The sequence below is a fragment of the Mesorhizobium monacense genome, assembly GCF_056781675.1.
Map to the genome: position 1 here is coordinate 3,092,696 of NZ_CM165567.1, position 15,886 is coordinate 3,108,581.

Consider the following 15,886-nt stretch of genomic DNA (forward strand, 5'->3'; position numbering starts at 1 on the left):
ATTGCGCTCGCCGTCATCCATCACGCTTGCCGTCGAGCAATTTCTCGATGCCCTGAGCCGAGACCGGTTTGCTGAAATGATAGCCCTGCATTTCATCGCAATTGTTCTTGCGCAGGAAGGCCACCTGATCGTCTGTCTCGACACCTTCGGCAATGACCCTCAGATGCAGATTTGACCCAATGAAATCACGGCGCTGGCGACCGCCTGATCGTTCTCGTCGACGGCGAGATCTTTGATGAATGACTTGTCGATCTTCAGCCGTGCCACGGGAAAGGTCTTGAGTGCACTGAGGCTGGAATAGCCTGTTCCGAAATCGTCGATCGATATCTGGACGCCCAGGTTCTGCAATGCGTTCATCGTTGCGACCGCCAGTTCAACGTCCTGCATGATAAGGCTTTCGGTCACCTCAAGCTCGAGATACCTGGCCTCCAGACCGCTGTCCTTCAGTGCATTCACCACACGGCCAATCAGGTTCGGTTCCCTGAATTGCCGCGCCGAGACGTTTACGCAGACGGTCAGGGGTGGCACGCCGGCGTCCTGCCAGGCTTTGTTCTGCCGACACGCCTCGTGCAGAACCCAGTCGCCGATCGGCACGATCAGGCCGGTCTCCTCGGCGGTCGGAATGAATGTGTTCGGCACCACGATGCCTCGTGTCGGATGCTTCCAGCGCAGCAGCGCTTCGACCGCAAAGACCTCCCCTGAACGAAGATCGACCTGCGGCTGATAGAGCAGAATGAACTCCGAATGAGCGAGTGCGTTTCGCAACTCCTCCTGAAGCACGAATTTCTCATGCGCTCTGGTGTTGAATTCGGGAGCATAGAACTGGAAATTGTCGCGGCCGAATTCCTCCGCGCGGTACATGGCCGCATCGGCATTGGCCAGCAGGATATCCGGGCTCGTCCCGTCCTTGGGGTAGTTGGCGATGCCAATGCTGGCCGTCGCCCTCAGCCGATGCCTTCCCAGATGAACCGGCTCCGCCATCGCCGCCCGGATCTTTTGCAGCGTCTCGGAGATGAGATCGACGTTCGTCGGCTGGTCGAACAGAACTATGACAAACTCGTCGCCGCCAAGCCGCACGACGGTGTCGGTTGACCTTACGCATTCGACCATACGGTTGGCGACGGTCTTCAGCAGCACGTCACCGGCATTGTGGCCGAGCGTATCATTGACGAGTTTGAAATTGTCGAGGTCGATGAACACCACCGTGACCCAGCGATCGTATCGCTGTGCATACAGCAGCGCCTGCGAGAGCCGGTCCTCGAGCAGAGCGCGATTTGGAAGCCCGGTCAGCACATCATGGTTGGCCATGAAGTGAATCTGGTCTTCAGCCAATTTGCGCTCGATGGCGATCCCTGCAATGCGTGTCGTGAACTCGATCAGCCGTGTTTCGGCCTCGGTCGGTTCACGCACCGTCATCGAATACATCGCGAAGACGCCCAGCACAGCGCCTTGATGCGACAGGATCGGGGTCGACCAACAAGAACGATAGCCGAAAGGCGCCACCACCTCACGGTAATCCTCCCAAAGCGGATCCTGCATGATGTCTGCGACGATGACTGGCTCGCGCCGATAGACGGCGGTGCCACATGATCCAACCTTAGGGCCGACAGCGATCCCGTCGATTGCATTGGTATAGTCTTTCGCCAAGCTCGGCGCACCGCCGTGCCGCAGATGGCTGCCGTCCTTGTCCAGAAGCAAGACGGAACCGAATATGCCCGTCAACTGCAACTCGACGAGGCGCATCAGGCGGTCGAGCACGTCTTCGAGCAGGGCGCTCATCGCTATCATTTCCAGGATATGCGCCTGCCCCTCCCGAAGGATGTCCGCTTGCCTGCGGGCGGTGATATCGTGAGCGATGCCGACCAGACCGATGATGTCATTGCGGGCATTGCGCAGCGGCACCTTCGTCGATGAAAGCCACTTGCCGGCGCCCGACACATCGACAACATACTCTTCTTTGTCGATCATTGGTTGGCCGCTGCTGAGCACGTTCCGCTCCACCGCGAGAAATTTCTGCGCAAGTTCCGGAGCATGCAGATCGAAATCGGTCAGACCGATCATGTCACTGGTCTTTTCCCGTCCGCTATCGACCGCAACAGCCCTATTCGCCACGACGAAACGGCTTTCTGTGTCCTTGACCCAGAGATAATCGGGCACCCAGTCGATCAGCGTTTGCAGCGAGATGCGCTCGTCGACGATCTGTCGGTTGGCAGCGAGCGCCGTAATGTCCTCATGCGTGGCCACCCAGCTGCCGTCGGGCATCGGCTGATGGCAGACCTGAATTGTCCGACCGTCGGTGAGCTTGGCGGTCCAGACCTTTGGAGCCATGCCCGAATTGACCGATCGGGCCAATGCGAGATAGGCGTCGGCACCGGTCGCGGATGTCCCTGCAGCGACGCGACGTTCGACGATTTCCCGGAGCATCAGCCCCGGCTGCAATTGCTCGGGCGCAATGTGGTAGATTTCCGCATAGCGGCGGTTGCACAGGATCAGCCGTTCTCCGGCGTCGAAAAAGCAGATGCCCTGCGAAACATTGTCGATCGCCGTCTCAAATCGCAGCGCCTGCCCTTCGAGCGTCGCGATCTTGGCTCGAAGGTCGCGTTCGAGCGTTTCGTATGAAGCGATCGTCAGCTTTGCCAGCGCGGCCAGATTGGCCGACTCCGGTGCTTCGGCGGCTTTCCTGGATGATTTCGTGCCCAAACAGAGTTCCTCCGGTTTGGTGCCGGCGCAAAGCAACACGGCTGGCTTTCAACCCAAAAGCGACCGCATCGTGATCGATATATACTAATGGTAGGCGAACCAGCTCGAAGTCAGGAGCAGCCGGATGTGGATATCTGAAAATCCTGGCGCTGTTCCCGGGCCACGATTTTGAGTCCCGGATGCAGGCGCGACCGCTACGTCGCGCCAATCCACAAACCTCAGTCCATATGCGCGGCGGGTGCACCGCCGGCGGTCGGGCCAGCCTTTGGCTTGCGCAGCAGGAAAACAAACGGGACGGCAAGCAGCGTCATCATCATCAACAGCTTGAAGTCATTGACGTAAGAGATCATCATCGCTTGTATATTGACCAGCCCGTCCACCTCCGAAAGTGCCGTTGGATCGCCGCTCGCCGCAGCTGGCGAGAGCGCCCACAGATTGGGATTGAACGGGTTGATAAAGGCAGAGAGCTCGCTGTGGTTGACCTGAATGTTGCGCACCAGGAGAACCGACACGACCGACACGCCGATCGACGAGCCAAGATTGCGCACCAGGCTGAACAGCGACGTGGCATCGGTACGGTAGCGTGGGTCGAGCGTGGCGAAAGCCACGGTCGACAGCGGCACGAACACCATTCCCATTCCCAGGCCCTGGATGATACCGGAGCTGAGGATCAGCCAGTTGTCCATCTGCGGCGTGAAATTCGCCATGGTGTGGAGCGACTGCGCGGTCAAGAGGAAGCCGATGACGACGAGGATGCGGGCATCGATCCTGTGCATGATGCGGCCGACCAAAAGCATCGAAATCATCGTGCCGATACCGCGGGGACCTATGACGACACCGATGGTCATGGTCGGATAGCCGAAGATGGTCGCCAGCATTGGCGGCAGCAGCGACATGCTCGCCAGGATCAGCACGCCCATGACGAAGATGAACGCCAGCCCGGTCACGAAATTGCGGTCGAGGAAGATCTTGGGATCGATGAAGGGATGTTCCGCCGTCACCGTGTGAATGATGAACACCCAGAAGCCGGTCAGCGAAAGGCCGAGCTCGATCCAGATCTCGACCGAGGAAAACCAGTCGACCTCGCCGCCGCGATCGAGCATCAGCTGCAGCGCGCCGACGCCGAGCGAGATCATGGCGAAACCGAAGAAATCGAAGCTGCGTATCCGCCGGGCAACGGCCGGCAAATAGGCGGCCATGCCGAGGAAGGCGGCGATGCCGACCGGCAGGTTGATGAAGAACACCCAGCGCCAGTTGAAATTCTCGGTCAGCCAGCCACCCAGCGTCGGGCCCAGGATCGGCCCCAGCATGATGCCGGCGCCCCAGATGGCCATTGCCTGGCCGTGGCGTTCCTTCGGGTTGATGTCGAGCAGGAAGGTCTGCGACAGCGGCACGATCGCGGCGCCGAACACGCCCTGCATCAGCCGGAAGAACACCATCGTCTCCAGGCTCCACGCCAGGCCGCACAGCATGGAAAAGATGGTGAAGCCGACCACCGCCGTCAGGAACAGTTCCTTGCGGCCGAGCCTGTCGGCCAGCCAGCCGGTGACCGGTGTCATGATCGCGGCGGCAACGATGTAGGACGTCAGCACCCAGTTGATGTTGTCCGGGGAAGCGCCGAGATCGCCGGTCATGGTCGGCAGCGCCACGTTGGCGATCGTGGTGTCGAGCGCCTGCATGACCGTCGCCAGCATGAGCGCAACCGTGATCAGGCCGCGGTGCGGCACTTCCTTGAAGGGTTCTGGGGTGCTCATGATGCGGAACTTCCAGTGCGTAACAAAAACGTGTTAGACAGGGTTTCCGGGCGGCGAGGCCGTCCCGTGTGGAGAGACCCTCATCGCGGTGGGACGCGACCATCGATGTGGGGGTTACATCGACCAGAGCGTCTCGAATTTCGCGGGCGCCAGCCGCCCGGAACCCTGTGGACCGCGGGTCCGATGCCGAATGTCGAGGCTGGCCGGCAGTGCCGCCGCAATCCTCGTCCTTCGCATTTCTCCCGCCGGCCTGTCTCCTGTCTTTTGCTTGTCATGCCGGCAGTCCCGGCAGAGCTTTCACAACATTCGCGAGGCAGCTCCGCCGCCTCGCGCGAACCAGCTACTGCGCCTCGCCAGCCGTGGCGTGGCCGAAGATCTTCGGCAGCCCGCGCGCCACACCGGTGTCGACGGTGGCGGTCACGCTCATGCCTGTGCGCAGCGCCATCTTGGCGTCGGGGTCAGTCAGCTCGAGCCGCACCGGAATGCGCTGGGTGACCTTGACCCAGTTGCCGGTGGCGTTCTGGGCAGGCAGCAGCGAGAACTCCGCACCGGTGCCGGCGCCGATCGCCTTTACGGTCGCCTCGAAGGTCCTGCCCGGATAGGTGTCGACGACGATCTCGGCCTTCTGTCCCGGCTTCATGTGGGTAAGCTGGGTTTCCTTGAAATTGGCATCGATCCAGGTGTCGCCGGTCTCGACCAGCGAGAACAGCGGCGTGCCGGAGCCGACATACTGGCCGACCTTGAACGAGGAGGCCTGGCTGATGACGCCATCGGCGGGCGCCTTGACCGTGGTCTGCGCCAGATCGTAGGCGGCCTTGTCGCGCGCGGCGAGCGCCGCCATCACAGTCGGGTGCTTGTCGGTCTCGATGTCGGGATTGCCGCCAAGCGCTGCCTTGGCGCTGATGATGCCCTGTTCGGCGACCGCCAGCTGCTGCTTGGCCTTGTCGAGATCGTTCTTGGCCTGATCGAGCGACGACTTGGCGTTGATGCCCTTCTGGGCCAGATCGGCCGCACGGTCATACTGCGACTGCGCGAAATCGACCTCGCTGGTGTCGGACTTCTCCTGCGCCATCGACTGGCTGTAGGCAGCGCGCAACTGCTCGACATTGAGGCGTGCGCCGGCCACCGCCGCGTCCGCCTGGGCGAGCGCGATCCGGTAAGGCTCGGGATCGATGGCAAACAGCACGTCGCCCTGCTTGACGAGCTGGTTGTCGGCTATGTCGACCGTCACGATGCGGCCCGCAGTATCCGAGGCGATCGAAACCTTGGCCTGCTCCAGATTGGCGTTCTCGGTCTCCTGATAACGGCCGCCGGTCACCCAGACATAGCTGCCGCCGGCAATCAGCGCCGCGGGCAGCGCGATCATCAACAGCGAGCGGCCGAGGCGGCGCTTCTTCTTCGGGGCGACGGGCGCCGGCTGTACCGGTGGCGCGACTGCCACGGGCGCCGCCGCCGGCTGCGCCGGCGCTTCAGCGATCGGCTGCGCCGGCGCATCCAATTCCAGCTTGGTGATCTTTTCGTCTATCTTGGCTACCGCGTTCATGCTGCTGCGCCTTCCGTATTCCTGACTTTTTCCAGGGACGACGTCTCGCCGTCCGCAAGATTCTGCACGATCGCATCCAGCGCCCTGATCAGGACGCGGCGATCTTCCGGCGAAACGCCGACAAGCGATTCCTCATAGACCTCACCGGCGAGGCTCTTGACGTGGGCATAGGCCGCGCTCGCCTTGGCCGTCGGGAAGATCATGCGCACGCGGCGGTCGGTCGCGTCGGAACGGCGTTCGATCCAGCCGCCCTCCTCCATGCGGTCGACCAGGCGCGAGACGCTGATCGGCTCGATTTCGAGAAGCTCGGCGAGCCGCGCCTGCGCGACACCCTCTTCCTTGGCGACGCGGACCAGAAGCCGCCATTGCGCCGAGGAAAGGCCGAGGCCGCTGGCGCGCGCCTCGAAGCGCTTGCGCATCAGGCGCTGCACGTCGTGGATCAAAAAGCCCAATCTGTCGATGCCGTCGGAAACCATGAGCGGCATATATAATAAGCGTGCTTACTATTCAACGTGGGCAGCCATGCAAATACGGTCACGACGCCGTGATCGGGAGCGGAGACCATCGCTTGTGGCCGTCACAGTCGGTTGCGGATCAGCATGGTGACGACGAAGAAGGCGCCGAGCGAGCTGGTGATGATGCCGATCGGCAGCTCCTGCGGCGGCAGCAGCGTGCGGGCGAGAAGGTCGCTGGCCAAAAGCAGCACAGCCCCGAACAGTGCGGAGCTTGCGATCAGCCGCAGATGCAACGGACCGGCCAATGGCCGGCACAGATGCGGGATCATCAGGCCGACGAAGCCGATGACGCCGGCAACCGACACGAGGATCGCGGTCGACAGGGCGGCGACGAGAAAGGTCGTGCGGCGCATGCGCGCCACCAGCACGCCAAGACTTTCGGCAGCGTTTTCACCGGCGAGGAAAGCGTCGAACCTGCGGTGGTTCCACAGCCCATAGGCAAGGATGATGCCCGCGCCAAGTGCTGCCAGGCCGATATTGTCCCAGCGCGCCAGGCCGAGCCCGCCCATGGTCCAGAACAGCACCGAATGGGCGGCGCGCTGGTCGCCGGCGAAGACGAGATAATTGGTGAGCGCGGTGAACATGAAAGAGACGGCAAGCCCGGCGAGGATCAGCCGCTCGGGGCCCTGCCCCTTCACCCGCGACACCAGCAACGGCACCACGGCCGCAGCCAGCATGCCGCCGGTGAAAGCGGCGACCGGCAAGGTCCAGATGCCGAAACTGTCGCCGAAAACGGTGATGACGGAGACGGCGCCGGCGGCGGCACCCGAGGAGAGACCGAACAGGAACGGATCGGCGAGATCGTTGCGGGTCACGGTCTGCAGCAGCGTGCCGACGACGCCCAACCCGGCGCCGACCGCGATTGCCAGCAGCGTGCGCGGCAGCCGGAGGTCGACGACGATCTTGCCGACCGGGCCGGAGACCGAATGCGCATCGAGCCCGATTGCATGCGCCAGGGCGCCGACGACATCCGGCAGCGCGATCACCGTCGAGCCATAGGCGATCGACAGCAAGGCGAGCGCGGCGACCAGCGCTGCACCCGTTATCATCATCAAAGCAAAGGATTTTCGCTGCAAGCTCAGAACGCTTCCGGATGCATCGCCCTGGCGATCTTGCCGATCGCCTCGATGTTGGCGGGTCCGGGCGTCAGCTCGGCATAGCGCAGCGCGACGAAGCGCTCGTTCTTGACGGCGTCCGTTTCCTTCATCGCCGGATGCGCCTTGAGGAAGTCGAGCAGCTTCCTGTAGCCGCCGCCATCCTGGTAATCGAGCAGGATCAGGAATTGCGGGTTGCGCGCCGCCACCGTTTCCCAGTCCGTCGTGCCCCAGCTTGTCTCCATGTCAGCCATGACGTTGTCGCCGCCGGCAGCCGCGATCATGGCGTTCGGTATGGCGAACTTGCCGGCGGTGAAAGGCTTGTCCTCGCCGGAATCATAGAGGAACACCCGCGTGCCCTTGGCGCTGCCGACCTTGGCGGTGATCGCTGCCAGTTGCGCCCTCCAGGCCGATACGAGCTTGTCGGCCTCCGCCTCCTTGCCAAAGATCTTGCCCAGCTTCTCGACGTCGCCATAGAGCAGGTCCATCGAGGCGGCGGGACGGTTCTTGTCTAGATGGACGCAGCTTTCCGTCAGCACCAGCGTCTTGATGCCGTGCGGGGCGAGCGTGTCGGGGGTCACCTCGCCGCCCGGCTTCATGCCGTAGTACCAGCCGGCGAAGAAGAAATCCGGCTCGACGGCGACGAGGCTTTCCAGCGTCGGATACTTTGGCGCCAGTTCCGGGATCGAGCCTTGCTCGGCCTTGAATTCGGGGCCGACCTTGTACCAGCCGGTGATGCCGGTCAGGCCGACGATCGAGGGCTGCAGCTTCAGCGCGAAGGCCATCTCGGCCATGTTGAGATCTTGGATGACGGCGCGCTTCGGCGGCGCTTCGAAGGTGAGCTTCTTGCCGCAGCTGTCGACGGTGACCGGGAAGGCAAAGGACGCCGAAGCGACGAGCGACAAGGCAAGCGAGAGGGCGAGGCGTTTCACGAGGTATGGCTCCTTGGGTTGAGGGAATGTCGGTTCAGGACGGCGAGGCGGCGCGGTTGGGGACGTCGAAGACGGTGAGCTCGCGGTCTTCGGTCGGGTGGCGCAGGCGGAACACGTCGATGCCGAACACCTCCTGGACCAGTTGCTGGGTCAGCGCCTCGCGCGGTGCGCCCAGCGCATGCAGCCGGGCATCGTTCATCACCGCGACCCTGGTGGCGAAAGGCGCCACCAGCGCCAGGTCGTGCAGCACCGCGACCACGCTCATGCCGAAGCCGGCGACCAGTTCGAGAAGCTCGCCTCGGGCGCGCGGATCGAGGTGATTGGTCGGCTCGTCGAGGAACAGGATTTTTGGCTCCTGGGCGATGGCTCTGGCCAGTTGCGCGCGCTGGCGTTCGCCGCCGGAGAGCGAGCCGATGCTGCGGCCGAGCAAAGGCAGCAGCCCGGTCCGGCGCAGCGCCTCGACGACGATGTCGCGATCTTCGCGCATGCGCCTCATGCCGGCATGCGGGACGCGGCCAAGCTCGACATAGTCGATCAAGGCGAGCCGCGGATCCGGCTGGTCGGTCTGGCCGACGACGGCCATGTTGAGCGCCCGCTCGGCCGTCGTGATCCGGTCGAGACGGCGCCCCGACAGACGCACCTCGCCGGCGCTTGGCCGCAACGCGCCGCACAGCATGCGCAAGAGCGTGGTCTTGCCGGCGCCGTTGGGACCGATGATGGCCAGGCGATCGCCTGCTGCGACCGACAGGCTTACGCCATCCACCAGGCGGCGGCCATTCGCCGTCGCGCTCACGTCGCGGGCTTCGAGCAGCATCATCGGCCTCGCTCCGGCCTCGAAGCTGAGACGCGGGCCAAGCCCGTGGCGGCGCCGACGCAAAGCGCGCACGCGATGATGCGATGGATGGAGGCTTCCAAATTTCCGTCACTTTCCAAAACTGGCGACGGAAGGAAGCTGGCCGATCGGTCGACAGACCGACGGCTACGTCTCCTCCCGGCACACCCCGTCCGGTCAACTCATGCTGATGGCAGGTCTCCTGGCTCGCGGGTCTCGGCTTCATCCTGCCTTCCCAGCCTTGCCGGCCAGTGGCATTCGCGGATGTTGCTCGCCGCTTACAGTTGCGGGGGCAGCCACGGCCTCGACCCGAAAACGGTCTCACCGTGTTCCCTTTTCACCCCTCGCCTTTCGACTCGGGGACCATCATTTTTCTACCGTAGGTTTCCGCCGATCGCGCTGCAACGGTTTTTTGATTGCAGGCATCGGCTCGCCTTGGGCAGGCTGCATATGTAATAACATTACGTATCAAACGCAGCCATATGATGTCAACACCGGCGGCTGCGTGCGCACCAAGGTCAACGGCTTTGCCGTCTGGCGTTGCGGCGGCACCGGGCCTATCAGGGCGCTATATCGTCGTGGTCGTCGTTTGACCTGCCTGCTCGCCAAGCGCCAGCCGGATGCCGTCGGCCAGATGCGCGGCGTCGGCCGGGCTCTCGAACGGCATGGCCTTGGTCGCATAGTCGATCGGCGAGAAACCGGGGTCGCCCTCGTTGATGAGGGCGGCCTGCCGGCGCGCTTCGTCCATCGCGCCGAGCTGGGCGTAGCAGGCGGCCAGCCGCGTCCTGATCCACGGCGTCGGCCGTGTCGCAAGCTCAAGCGCCTCGGCCGCCGGCTTGTAGTCGCCCATCATGTAGAGCGCCATCGAGCGGTCGAACTGATACCAGTGCGGGACCATCGGATCGATGCGGATGGCGCGCGCCAGCCAACCCAGCGCCTCGAACGGGCGCCCGCGCATGGTCAGCACAAGGCCCATCTGCTCGATGCAGTCGGCATCGCATTGGTTGAGCTCGAGCGCGGTCCTCAGATGATGCTCGGCCGCGTCGTGCTCGCGCATATAGAGGCGCACCAGCGACTGGATGCGGTGGCCGGTCGCCTGGTCGGGCGACAGCGCCAGGCCCCGGGCGACGTGGTCGCGCGCCTCGACCAGATCGGCATGGCTGGATTCTTCGAACTCGCCCTTCAGCGCGCAGGTCAGGCCGACATAGATATGCGCGAGCCCATAGGCCGGGTCCTTGGCGACGGCGGCCTCGAAGAAGGCTCTGGCGCCCTCGATGTCGGTCTGGGCGGGGTCGCGCAGCAAAGCCACGCCGCGCAGCACCAGCTCATAGGCGGCAAGGCTGGTGACCAGTTTGCGCGACGCCTGCTGCAGGCCGGCATTCGAAACCCGCCTTGCCAGCCGCCCGACGATCTCCTCGACGATATCCTGCTGGACGGCGAAGAAGCCGCTGTCGGCCGCCTGGTAGCGGTCACCCCAGAGCTGGCTGGCATTGGCCGCGTCGACAAGGTTGACGGCGGCCAGGATCTGGTCGCCCTGGCGGCGCACCGAGCCTTCGACGAGATAGTCCGCACCGATGCGCGAGCGGATCTGCGGCCATTCCGAGCGCGCGAAGGACGCGAAGGAAAAGCTGGAATTGCGGGCCAGTACCGTGACCGTGCCGAAGCGCGCCAGGCCGTTGATGATATCCTCGGCAAAGCCGTCGACGATCGGATCGTCGGCCCCGCCTTCATTACGAAAGCGCAACACCGCCACGATCGGCTGCGAGCCGATTTCAGGCGCCGGCTCGACCTCGGCCGCCAGCATGTAGCCGCGCTTCGACACGGTGCGCACGAGATCGTCGCCCAGCACCTTGCGGATCTCGCGAACCGACTGCGTCAGCGAATCCTCGGTGACGTAGACACCCGGCCACACCGCATCCATGATCTCCGATTTGGGCACGACGCGGCCCATCTGCCGGGCCAGCAGCGTCAACAGCGCATAGGCCTTCGGCCGCAGGAACGCCGGCCCATCGGCATGGCGCAGCGTGCCCTTGCCGAGGTCGAGCGTGTAGCCGCCGAAGTGAAACACCTGATCGACTGTGGCGATCTCCACCGGGAGCCTCCCCTGAGGGGGGCATTGGACATGCGGGATGGAGGGGACGTCAAGGGGCGGGTGGGATGGGGTGGCAACAGCGCTTATCGTCATAGGGGGAATTCGAGCAGCTGTTTTAGAACGGCCGGACTCGGGCCGACAGCGGACTGGCAGCTTCAGGCTGCGGAAGCTTCAAGAGCGGACATTCAGGTCGGCGGGGGCATCGTCGTGAGCTGGCCCAATCCGGACCTCGCAGGCGCCATGGAAGAAAGTCCGAGTATCCGAAGAGCGACGGTATGACGGTAGGATTCTCATGCATCCATGAGGACGCAAACCCCGGCTATCTACAAGTGAGTTATGTCGTGAACAGCAGAACTCTCCTCCAGGGCGGAAGGGCGTACAACGGACCGAAATCGGAATGCCGCAGGACTCACGCTTTCGTTTCGTGGTTGGCTCGCGGCATCACCAACAGGACAATTGCTACTCGATCAGTTTCAACAGATCCTTGTAGCGCGGATGGCTGCGGATGGGATCGAAATCCGAATCGTTCTTGAACCATGATTTCATGTGGTCCCCTACCAGCCGCAAATAAGGCTCCAGCAGGTCGATGGCATGGTCGGCCTCGCCGAGCAGCGAATAGACGCAGGCGATATTGTACATGGCATTGTTGTCGTCCGGATCGATCGCCAGAGCGCGATCGGCCCATTCCTTGGCCCGGTCGTGCTGGCCGAGAGCGATGAGCGCGATGGCGCCCAGTTGCGCGGGATCGGAATTCTCCGGGTGCAGCTTCAGCGCCCGCTCCGCCCGCTCGAGTCCCACCTCGGCAAGCCTGGCCTCCTCGTCGCGACGTCCAAGGGAATGCAGGGCGTTCATGACCAGCAGCGGCGACCGGTAGTCGTCGGGATTGATCTCGGCGCAACGATCATAGAGCTCGACCGCCTTTTCAAAATCTCCTTCCGCAAACGAGTGGCGGGCGTAGAAATAGTGGCCTTCGTAGGAATTTGCATCGAGCGCGATCGCGCGTTCGAATTCAGCGACTGCCTCCGCGTGACGGCCATTGGTCGACAGGGCAAGGCCATGCGAGGCGTGCACTTCGGCGAGATTGGGATCAAGCGCCAGCGCCTTGGCGCAAGTCGAAAAAAGCGACTCCAGCGATATTTCGGCACCGTGCCAGGCGTGCAGAACCGAATCGCAATCAGCGATGCCGGCATAAGCGCGCGCATAGTTGGGATCGAGATCCGTCGCCCGAGAGAACAACCGTCGCGCAAGTTGCAATGAGCCCTTGGTGCGCGTGTGGAAAAATTCCCGTCCCCTCAAATAGTTGGTATAGGCCTCGACGTTTTCTGTTGGCACCTGCGCGATGGCCTCGCTTTCCTCCGGCAGCAGCTTGACCTTGAGCTGATCGACGATGGTGTTGGTGATCTCGTCCTGGATCGCAAAAATATCGGTGAGGTCGCGGTCATAGCGATCAGCCCAAAGATGGCCGCCGGTCGCGCCATCGATGAGCTGGCCGGTGATGCGCACGCGCTGGCCAGCCTTGCGGACGCTGCCTTCGAGAAGAAACTTCACGCCAAGCTCTTGTGCCGCCTGCTGCAGCTTCACCGACTTGCCCTTGTAGGTGAACACCGTGTTGCGGCCGACCACAAACAGGCCGGAGATTTTCGAGAGATCGGTGATGATGTCCTCGGTGATGCCGTCGGAGAAGTATTCCTGCTCAGGGTCGCCGCTCATGTTGTTGAACGGCAGCACAGCGATCGACGGCTTTTCCTTCGCCGGCGCTGGCTTGGGCGACGCCGCGCCGTTCGTCACGCACGGCGGCGGAACGCCGGCGAAGAGGTCGACATTGTAGACTCGAACCGGCCGGTCGATGTTCTTCAGCGTCTGCTCGCCGGTGTCCTCGAAGGAGAGGTCGAGCCGATTGCCGACATTGTCGCGGACGGAACCGGACACGGCGACGCCGCCAGGCTTGGCAATGCTCTCGATGCGCGCCGCGATGTTGACGCCGTCGCCATAGATGTCGTTGTCGTCGAAGATGATGTCGCCGAGATGGACGCCGATGCGGAACTCGATGCGGCGGTCCTCCGGCACGTCGACATTGCGTTCGCGCATCCGGCGCTGGATGTCGGCGGCACAGGCGACCGCGTTCACCACGCTTGGGAATTCGACCAGCATGCCATCTCCCGTGAGCTTGACGATGCGGCCCTGGTGCTCGGCGATCTTGCCGTCAGCCATTTCACGGCGATGGGTTTTCAACGCCGACAGCGTGCCGGCTTCGTCAAGCCCCATCAGCCTGGAATAGCCGACCACGTCGGCGGCAAGGATGGCGGTAAGCCGGCGTTCCATTGCTATCTCGCAAGCTCCAGCACCGTCTGCCAGCGCGGCAGGCTGTGCAGCAGATCAAAATCCGAGTCTTGCAGAACCCACGCTTTCATTTCGTGGTTGGCGCGCGGCATCACCCTTTCGAGCATGTCGAACACCCGGTCGAAATCACCGAGGAAGCAGTGGAAGCAGGCAAGGTTGTATTGGGTCAGGACATCGTCGGGGTCGATCGCGAAAGCGCGCGCGGCCCACTCCTTCGCCCGATCGAACTCGCCAAGTCCGGCGAGCGCATTGGCGCCGAGGTAGGCAGGGCGGGGATTTTCCGGATTCCTTGCAAACTCGCGCTCGGCTCGTTCAACACCCCTGCGAGCCGTCTCCCCTTGTTCCTCATGCCGTCCCAACGTGCGATAGATCTGAATCAGCAGAAGCAGGGATTGGTAGTCGTTGGGGTCTATCTCGGCGGCGCGCTCCCAGTGGACGGCGGCCTTTTCGAGCTTTCCCCGCGCATAACAGCTGCGGGCGTAGAAATAGTGGGCTTCGAACAGGTTGGGATTGCCCGCGATCGCCTGCTCGAATTCTCGGTCCGCTTCGTCGTACCGCTGGCCGACCGAGAGGGCCAGTCCGCGCGAGGCATGCGCTTCGGCCAGTCCGCTTTCGATCTCGAGCGCCTTGGCGGCGTTGGCCAGTATGCCGTCGAGCGACACCTCTTCGCTGTAGTCGAGGAACAGGAAGGAGTCGCAATCGGCGCTGCCCGCATAGGCGCGCGCATAGAGCGGGTCGAGCTCGATCGCCATCGTGAACATCCGTCTGGCGAGCCGGTAGTTCAGCTTTGTGCCGCGGTGGAAAAACTCACGGCCCCTCAGATAGTAGGTGTAAGCCTCGACACTCTCGGTCGGCGACGCCTCGATCGCCTTCTTTTCTTCCGGCAGCAGCCTGACCTTGAGCTGGTCGACGATCGTTTTTGTGATCTCGTCCTGAATAGCGAAGATGTCAGTCAGGTCGCGGTCGTAACGATCGGCCCACAGATGCGTGCCGTCCTTGCCGTCGATCAGCTGCGCGGTGATGCGCACGCGCTGGCCGGCCTTGCGGACGCTGCCTTCAAGCACCGTTGCGACATTGAAGCGCCGGCTGACCTCCTGCACGTCGACGGACTTGCTCTTGTAGGTGAACACCGAATTGCGGGCGATCACCGACAGGCCGGAGATCTTCGAGAGATCGGTGATGATGTCTTCGGTGATGCCGTCGGAGAAGTATTCCTGCTCGGGGTCGCCGCTCATGTTGTTGAACGGCAGCACAGCGATCGAAGGCTTTGCCTTGGCAGCAGGCTCAGCCTTGACCTGCACTGCCGTTGCAGCGGGCAGCGGCGGTCGCGCGCCTGCAAAGAGGTCGACGTTGTAGACTCTGACCGGCCGCTCGATGTTCTTCAGCGTCTGCTCGCCGGTGTCCTCGAAGGAGAGATCGAGCCGGTTGCCAACATTGTCGCGAACCGAGCCGGACACCGCGACGCCGCCGGGCTTGGCGATGGTTTCGATGCGCGCCGCGATGTTGACGCCGTCGCCATAGATGTCGTTGTCCTCGAAGATGATGTCACCGAGATGGACGCCGATGCGGAATTCGATGCGGCGCTCCTCCGGCACGTCGACATTGCGCTCGCGCATCCGGCGCTGGATGTCAGCGGCGCATGCCACTGCGTTCACCACGCTCGGGAACTCGACAAGCATGCCGTCGCCGGTGAGCTTGACGATGCGGCCCTGGTGTTCGGCGATCTTGCCGTCAGCCATTTCACGGCGATGGGTTTTCAACGCCGACAGCGTGCCGGCCTCGTCAAGGCCCATAAGGCGGCTGTAACCGACGACGTCGGCGGCCAATATTGCGGTCAGGCGGCGTTCCATAGTCGGTTGGCCCGCTTGTTTCGGAGATATACCTTAGCAGTTCTCCCGCGTCGCAAGCGGTTTTTCGTCGACCAGAGGAAGAATACCGGCTTCCGCACAAGGGCAAGCAGATCAAGCACAGCTCGAATGTCCGTTCATGCCGCGATCCGGCCTGTCGCGAACGCGAACTTTTGACCCCAAAGCCGCCATTTGGCGGCGAACCCATAGACGGCCGCTCCTGGCGAACATGACCTC

Annotated in this window: 9 protein-coding genes, 1 pseudogene and 1 riboswitch; all 10 genes and pseudogenes read right to left on the reverse strand. The window is 63.1% G+C overall.

Annotated features, from left to right (window positions below; all coding sequences use genetic code 11):
* Positions 1–13: 13 nt before the first annotated feature.
* The 10 genes and pseudogenes from AC1RUK_RS14870 to AC1RUK_RS14915 all read right to left on the reverse strand — a co-directional run bounded on the left by AC1RUK_RS14870 (position 14) and on the right by AC1RUK_RS14915 (position 15,652).
* Positions 14–2,739, reverse strand: a pseudogene (locus AC1RUK_RS14870) (EAL domain-containing protein).
* A 179-nt stretch (positions 2,740–2,918) separates the two neighbouring features.
* Positions 2,919–4,454, reverse strand: coding sequence for a DHA2 family efflux MFS transporter permease subunit (locus tag AC1RUK_RS14875; RefSeq protein WP_481835014.1), 1,536 nt, complete (start codon positions 4,452–4,454; stop codon positions 2,919–2,921).
* 340 nt (positions 4,455–4,794) lie between these two features.
* A complete protein-coding gene (locus AC1RUK_RS14880; protein ID WP_481835013.1) occupies positions 4,795–5,997 on the reverse strand; it encodes an HlyD family secretion protein in 1,203 nt (400 codons plus the stop codon).
* Positions 5,994–6,473 (reverse strand): MarR family winged helix-turn-helix transcriptional regulator, encoded by a 480-nt coding sequence (locus AC1RUK_RS14885; RefSeq protein ID WP_481839496.1) that lies wholly within the window; start codon positions 6,471–6,473, stop codon positions 5,994–5,996. Before AC1RUK_RS14885 ends, AC1RUK_RS14880 begins: the two co-directional genes overlap by 4 nt.
* Positions 6,474–6,574: 101 nt before the next feature.
* Entirely contained in the window at positions 6,575–7,561 is a 987-nt protein-coding gene (locus AC1RUK_RS14890; RefSeq protein WP_481839495.1) for a FecCD family ABC transporter permease, read from the reverse strand.
* A gap of 29 nt (positions 7,562–7,590) precedes the next feature.
* A complete protein-coding gene (locus AC1RUK_RS14895) occupies positions 7,591–8,538 on the reverse strand; it encodes an ABC transporter substrate-binding protein (protein WP_481835012.1) in 948 nt (315 codons plus the stop codon).
* 34 nt (positions 8,539–8,572) lie between these two features.
* Complete coding sequence (locus AC1RUK_RS14900; RefSeq protein ID WP_481835011.1) at positions 8,573–9,355, reverse strand: ABC transporter ATP-binding protein; 783 nt, start codon at positions 9,353–9,355, stop codon at positions 8,573–8,575.
* Between the two features lie 190 nt (positions 9,356–9,545).
* A riboswitch (cobalamin riboswitch) is annotated at positions 9,546–9,753 on the reverse strand.
* Between the two features lie 185 nt (positions 9,754–9,938).
* Complete coding sequence (locus tag AC1RUK_RS14905) at positions 9,939–11,462, reverse strand: winged helix-turn-helix domain-containing tetratricopeptide repeat protein (protein ID WP_481835010.1); 1,524 nt, start codon at positions 11,460–11,462, stop codon at positions 9,939–9,941.
* A gap of 459 nt (positions 11,463–11,921) precedes the next feature.
* Positions 11,922–13,784: a TPR end-of-group domain-containing protein gene (locus AC1RUK_RS14910; RefSeq protein ID WP_481835009.1), complete on the reverse strand. Its 1,863-nt coding sequence runs from the start codon at positions 13,782–13,784 to the stop codon at positions 11,922–11,924.
* A 2-nt stretch (positions 13,785–13,786) separates the two neighbouring features.
* The gene (locus AC1RUK_RS14915) at positions 13,787–15,652 is read right to left on the reverse strand and encodes a tetratricopeptide repeat protein (RefSeq protein ID WP_481840287.1); all 1,866 of its coding nucleotides are present in this window, start codon (positions 15,650–15,652) and stop codon (positions 13,787–13,789) included.
* Between the last annotated feature and the right edge of the window lie 234 nt (positions 15,653–15,886).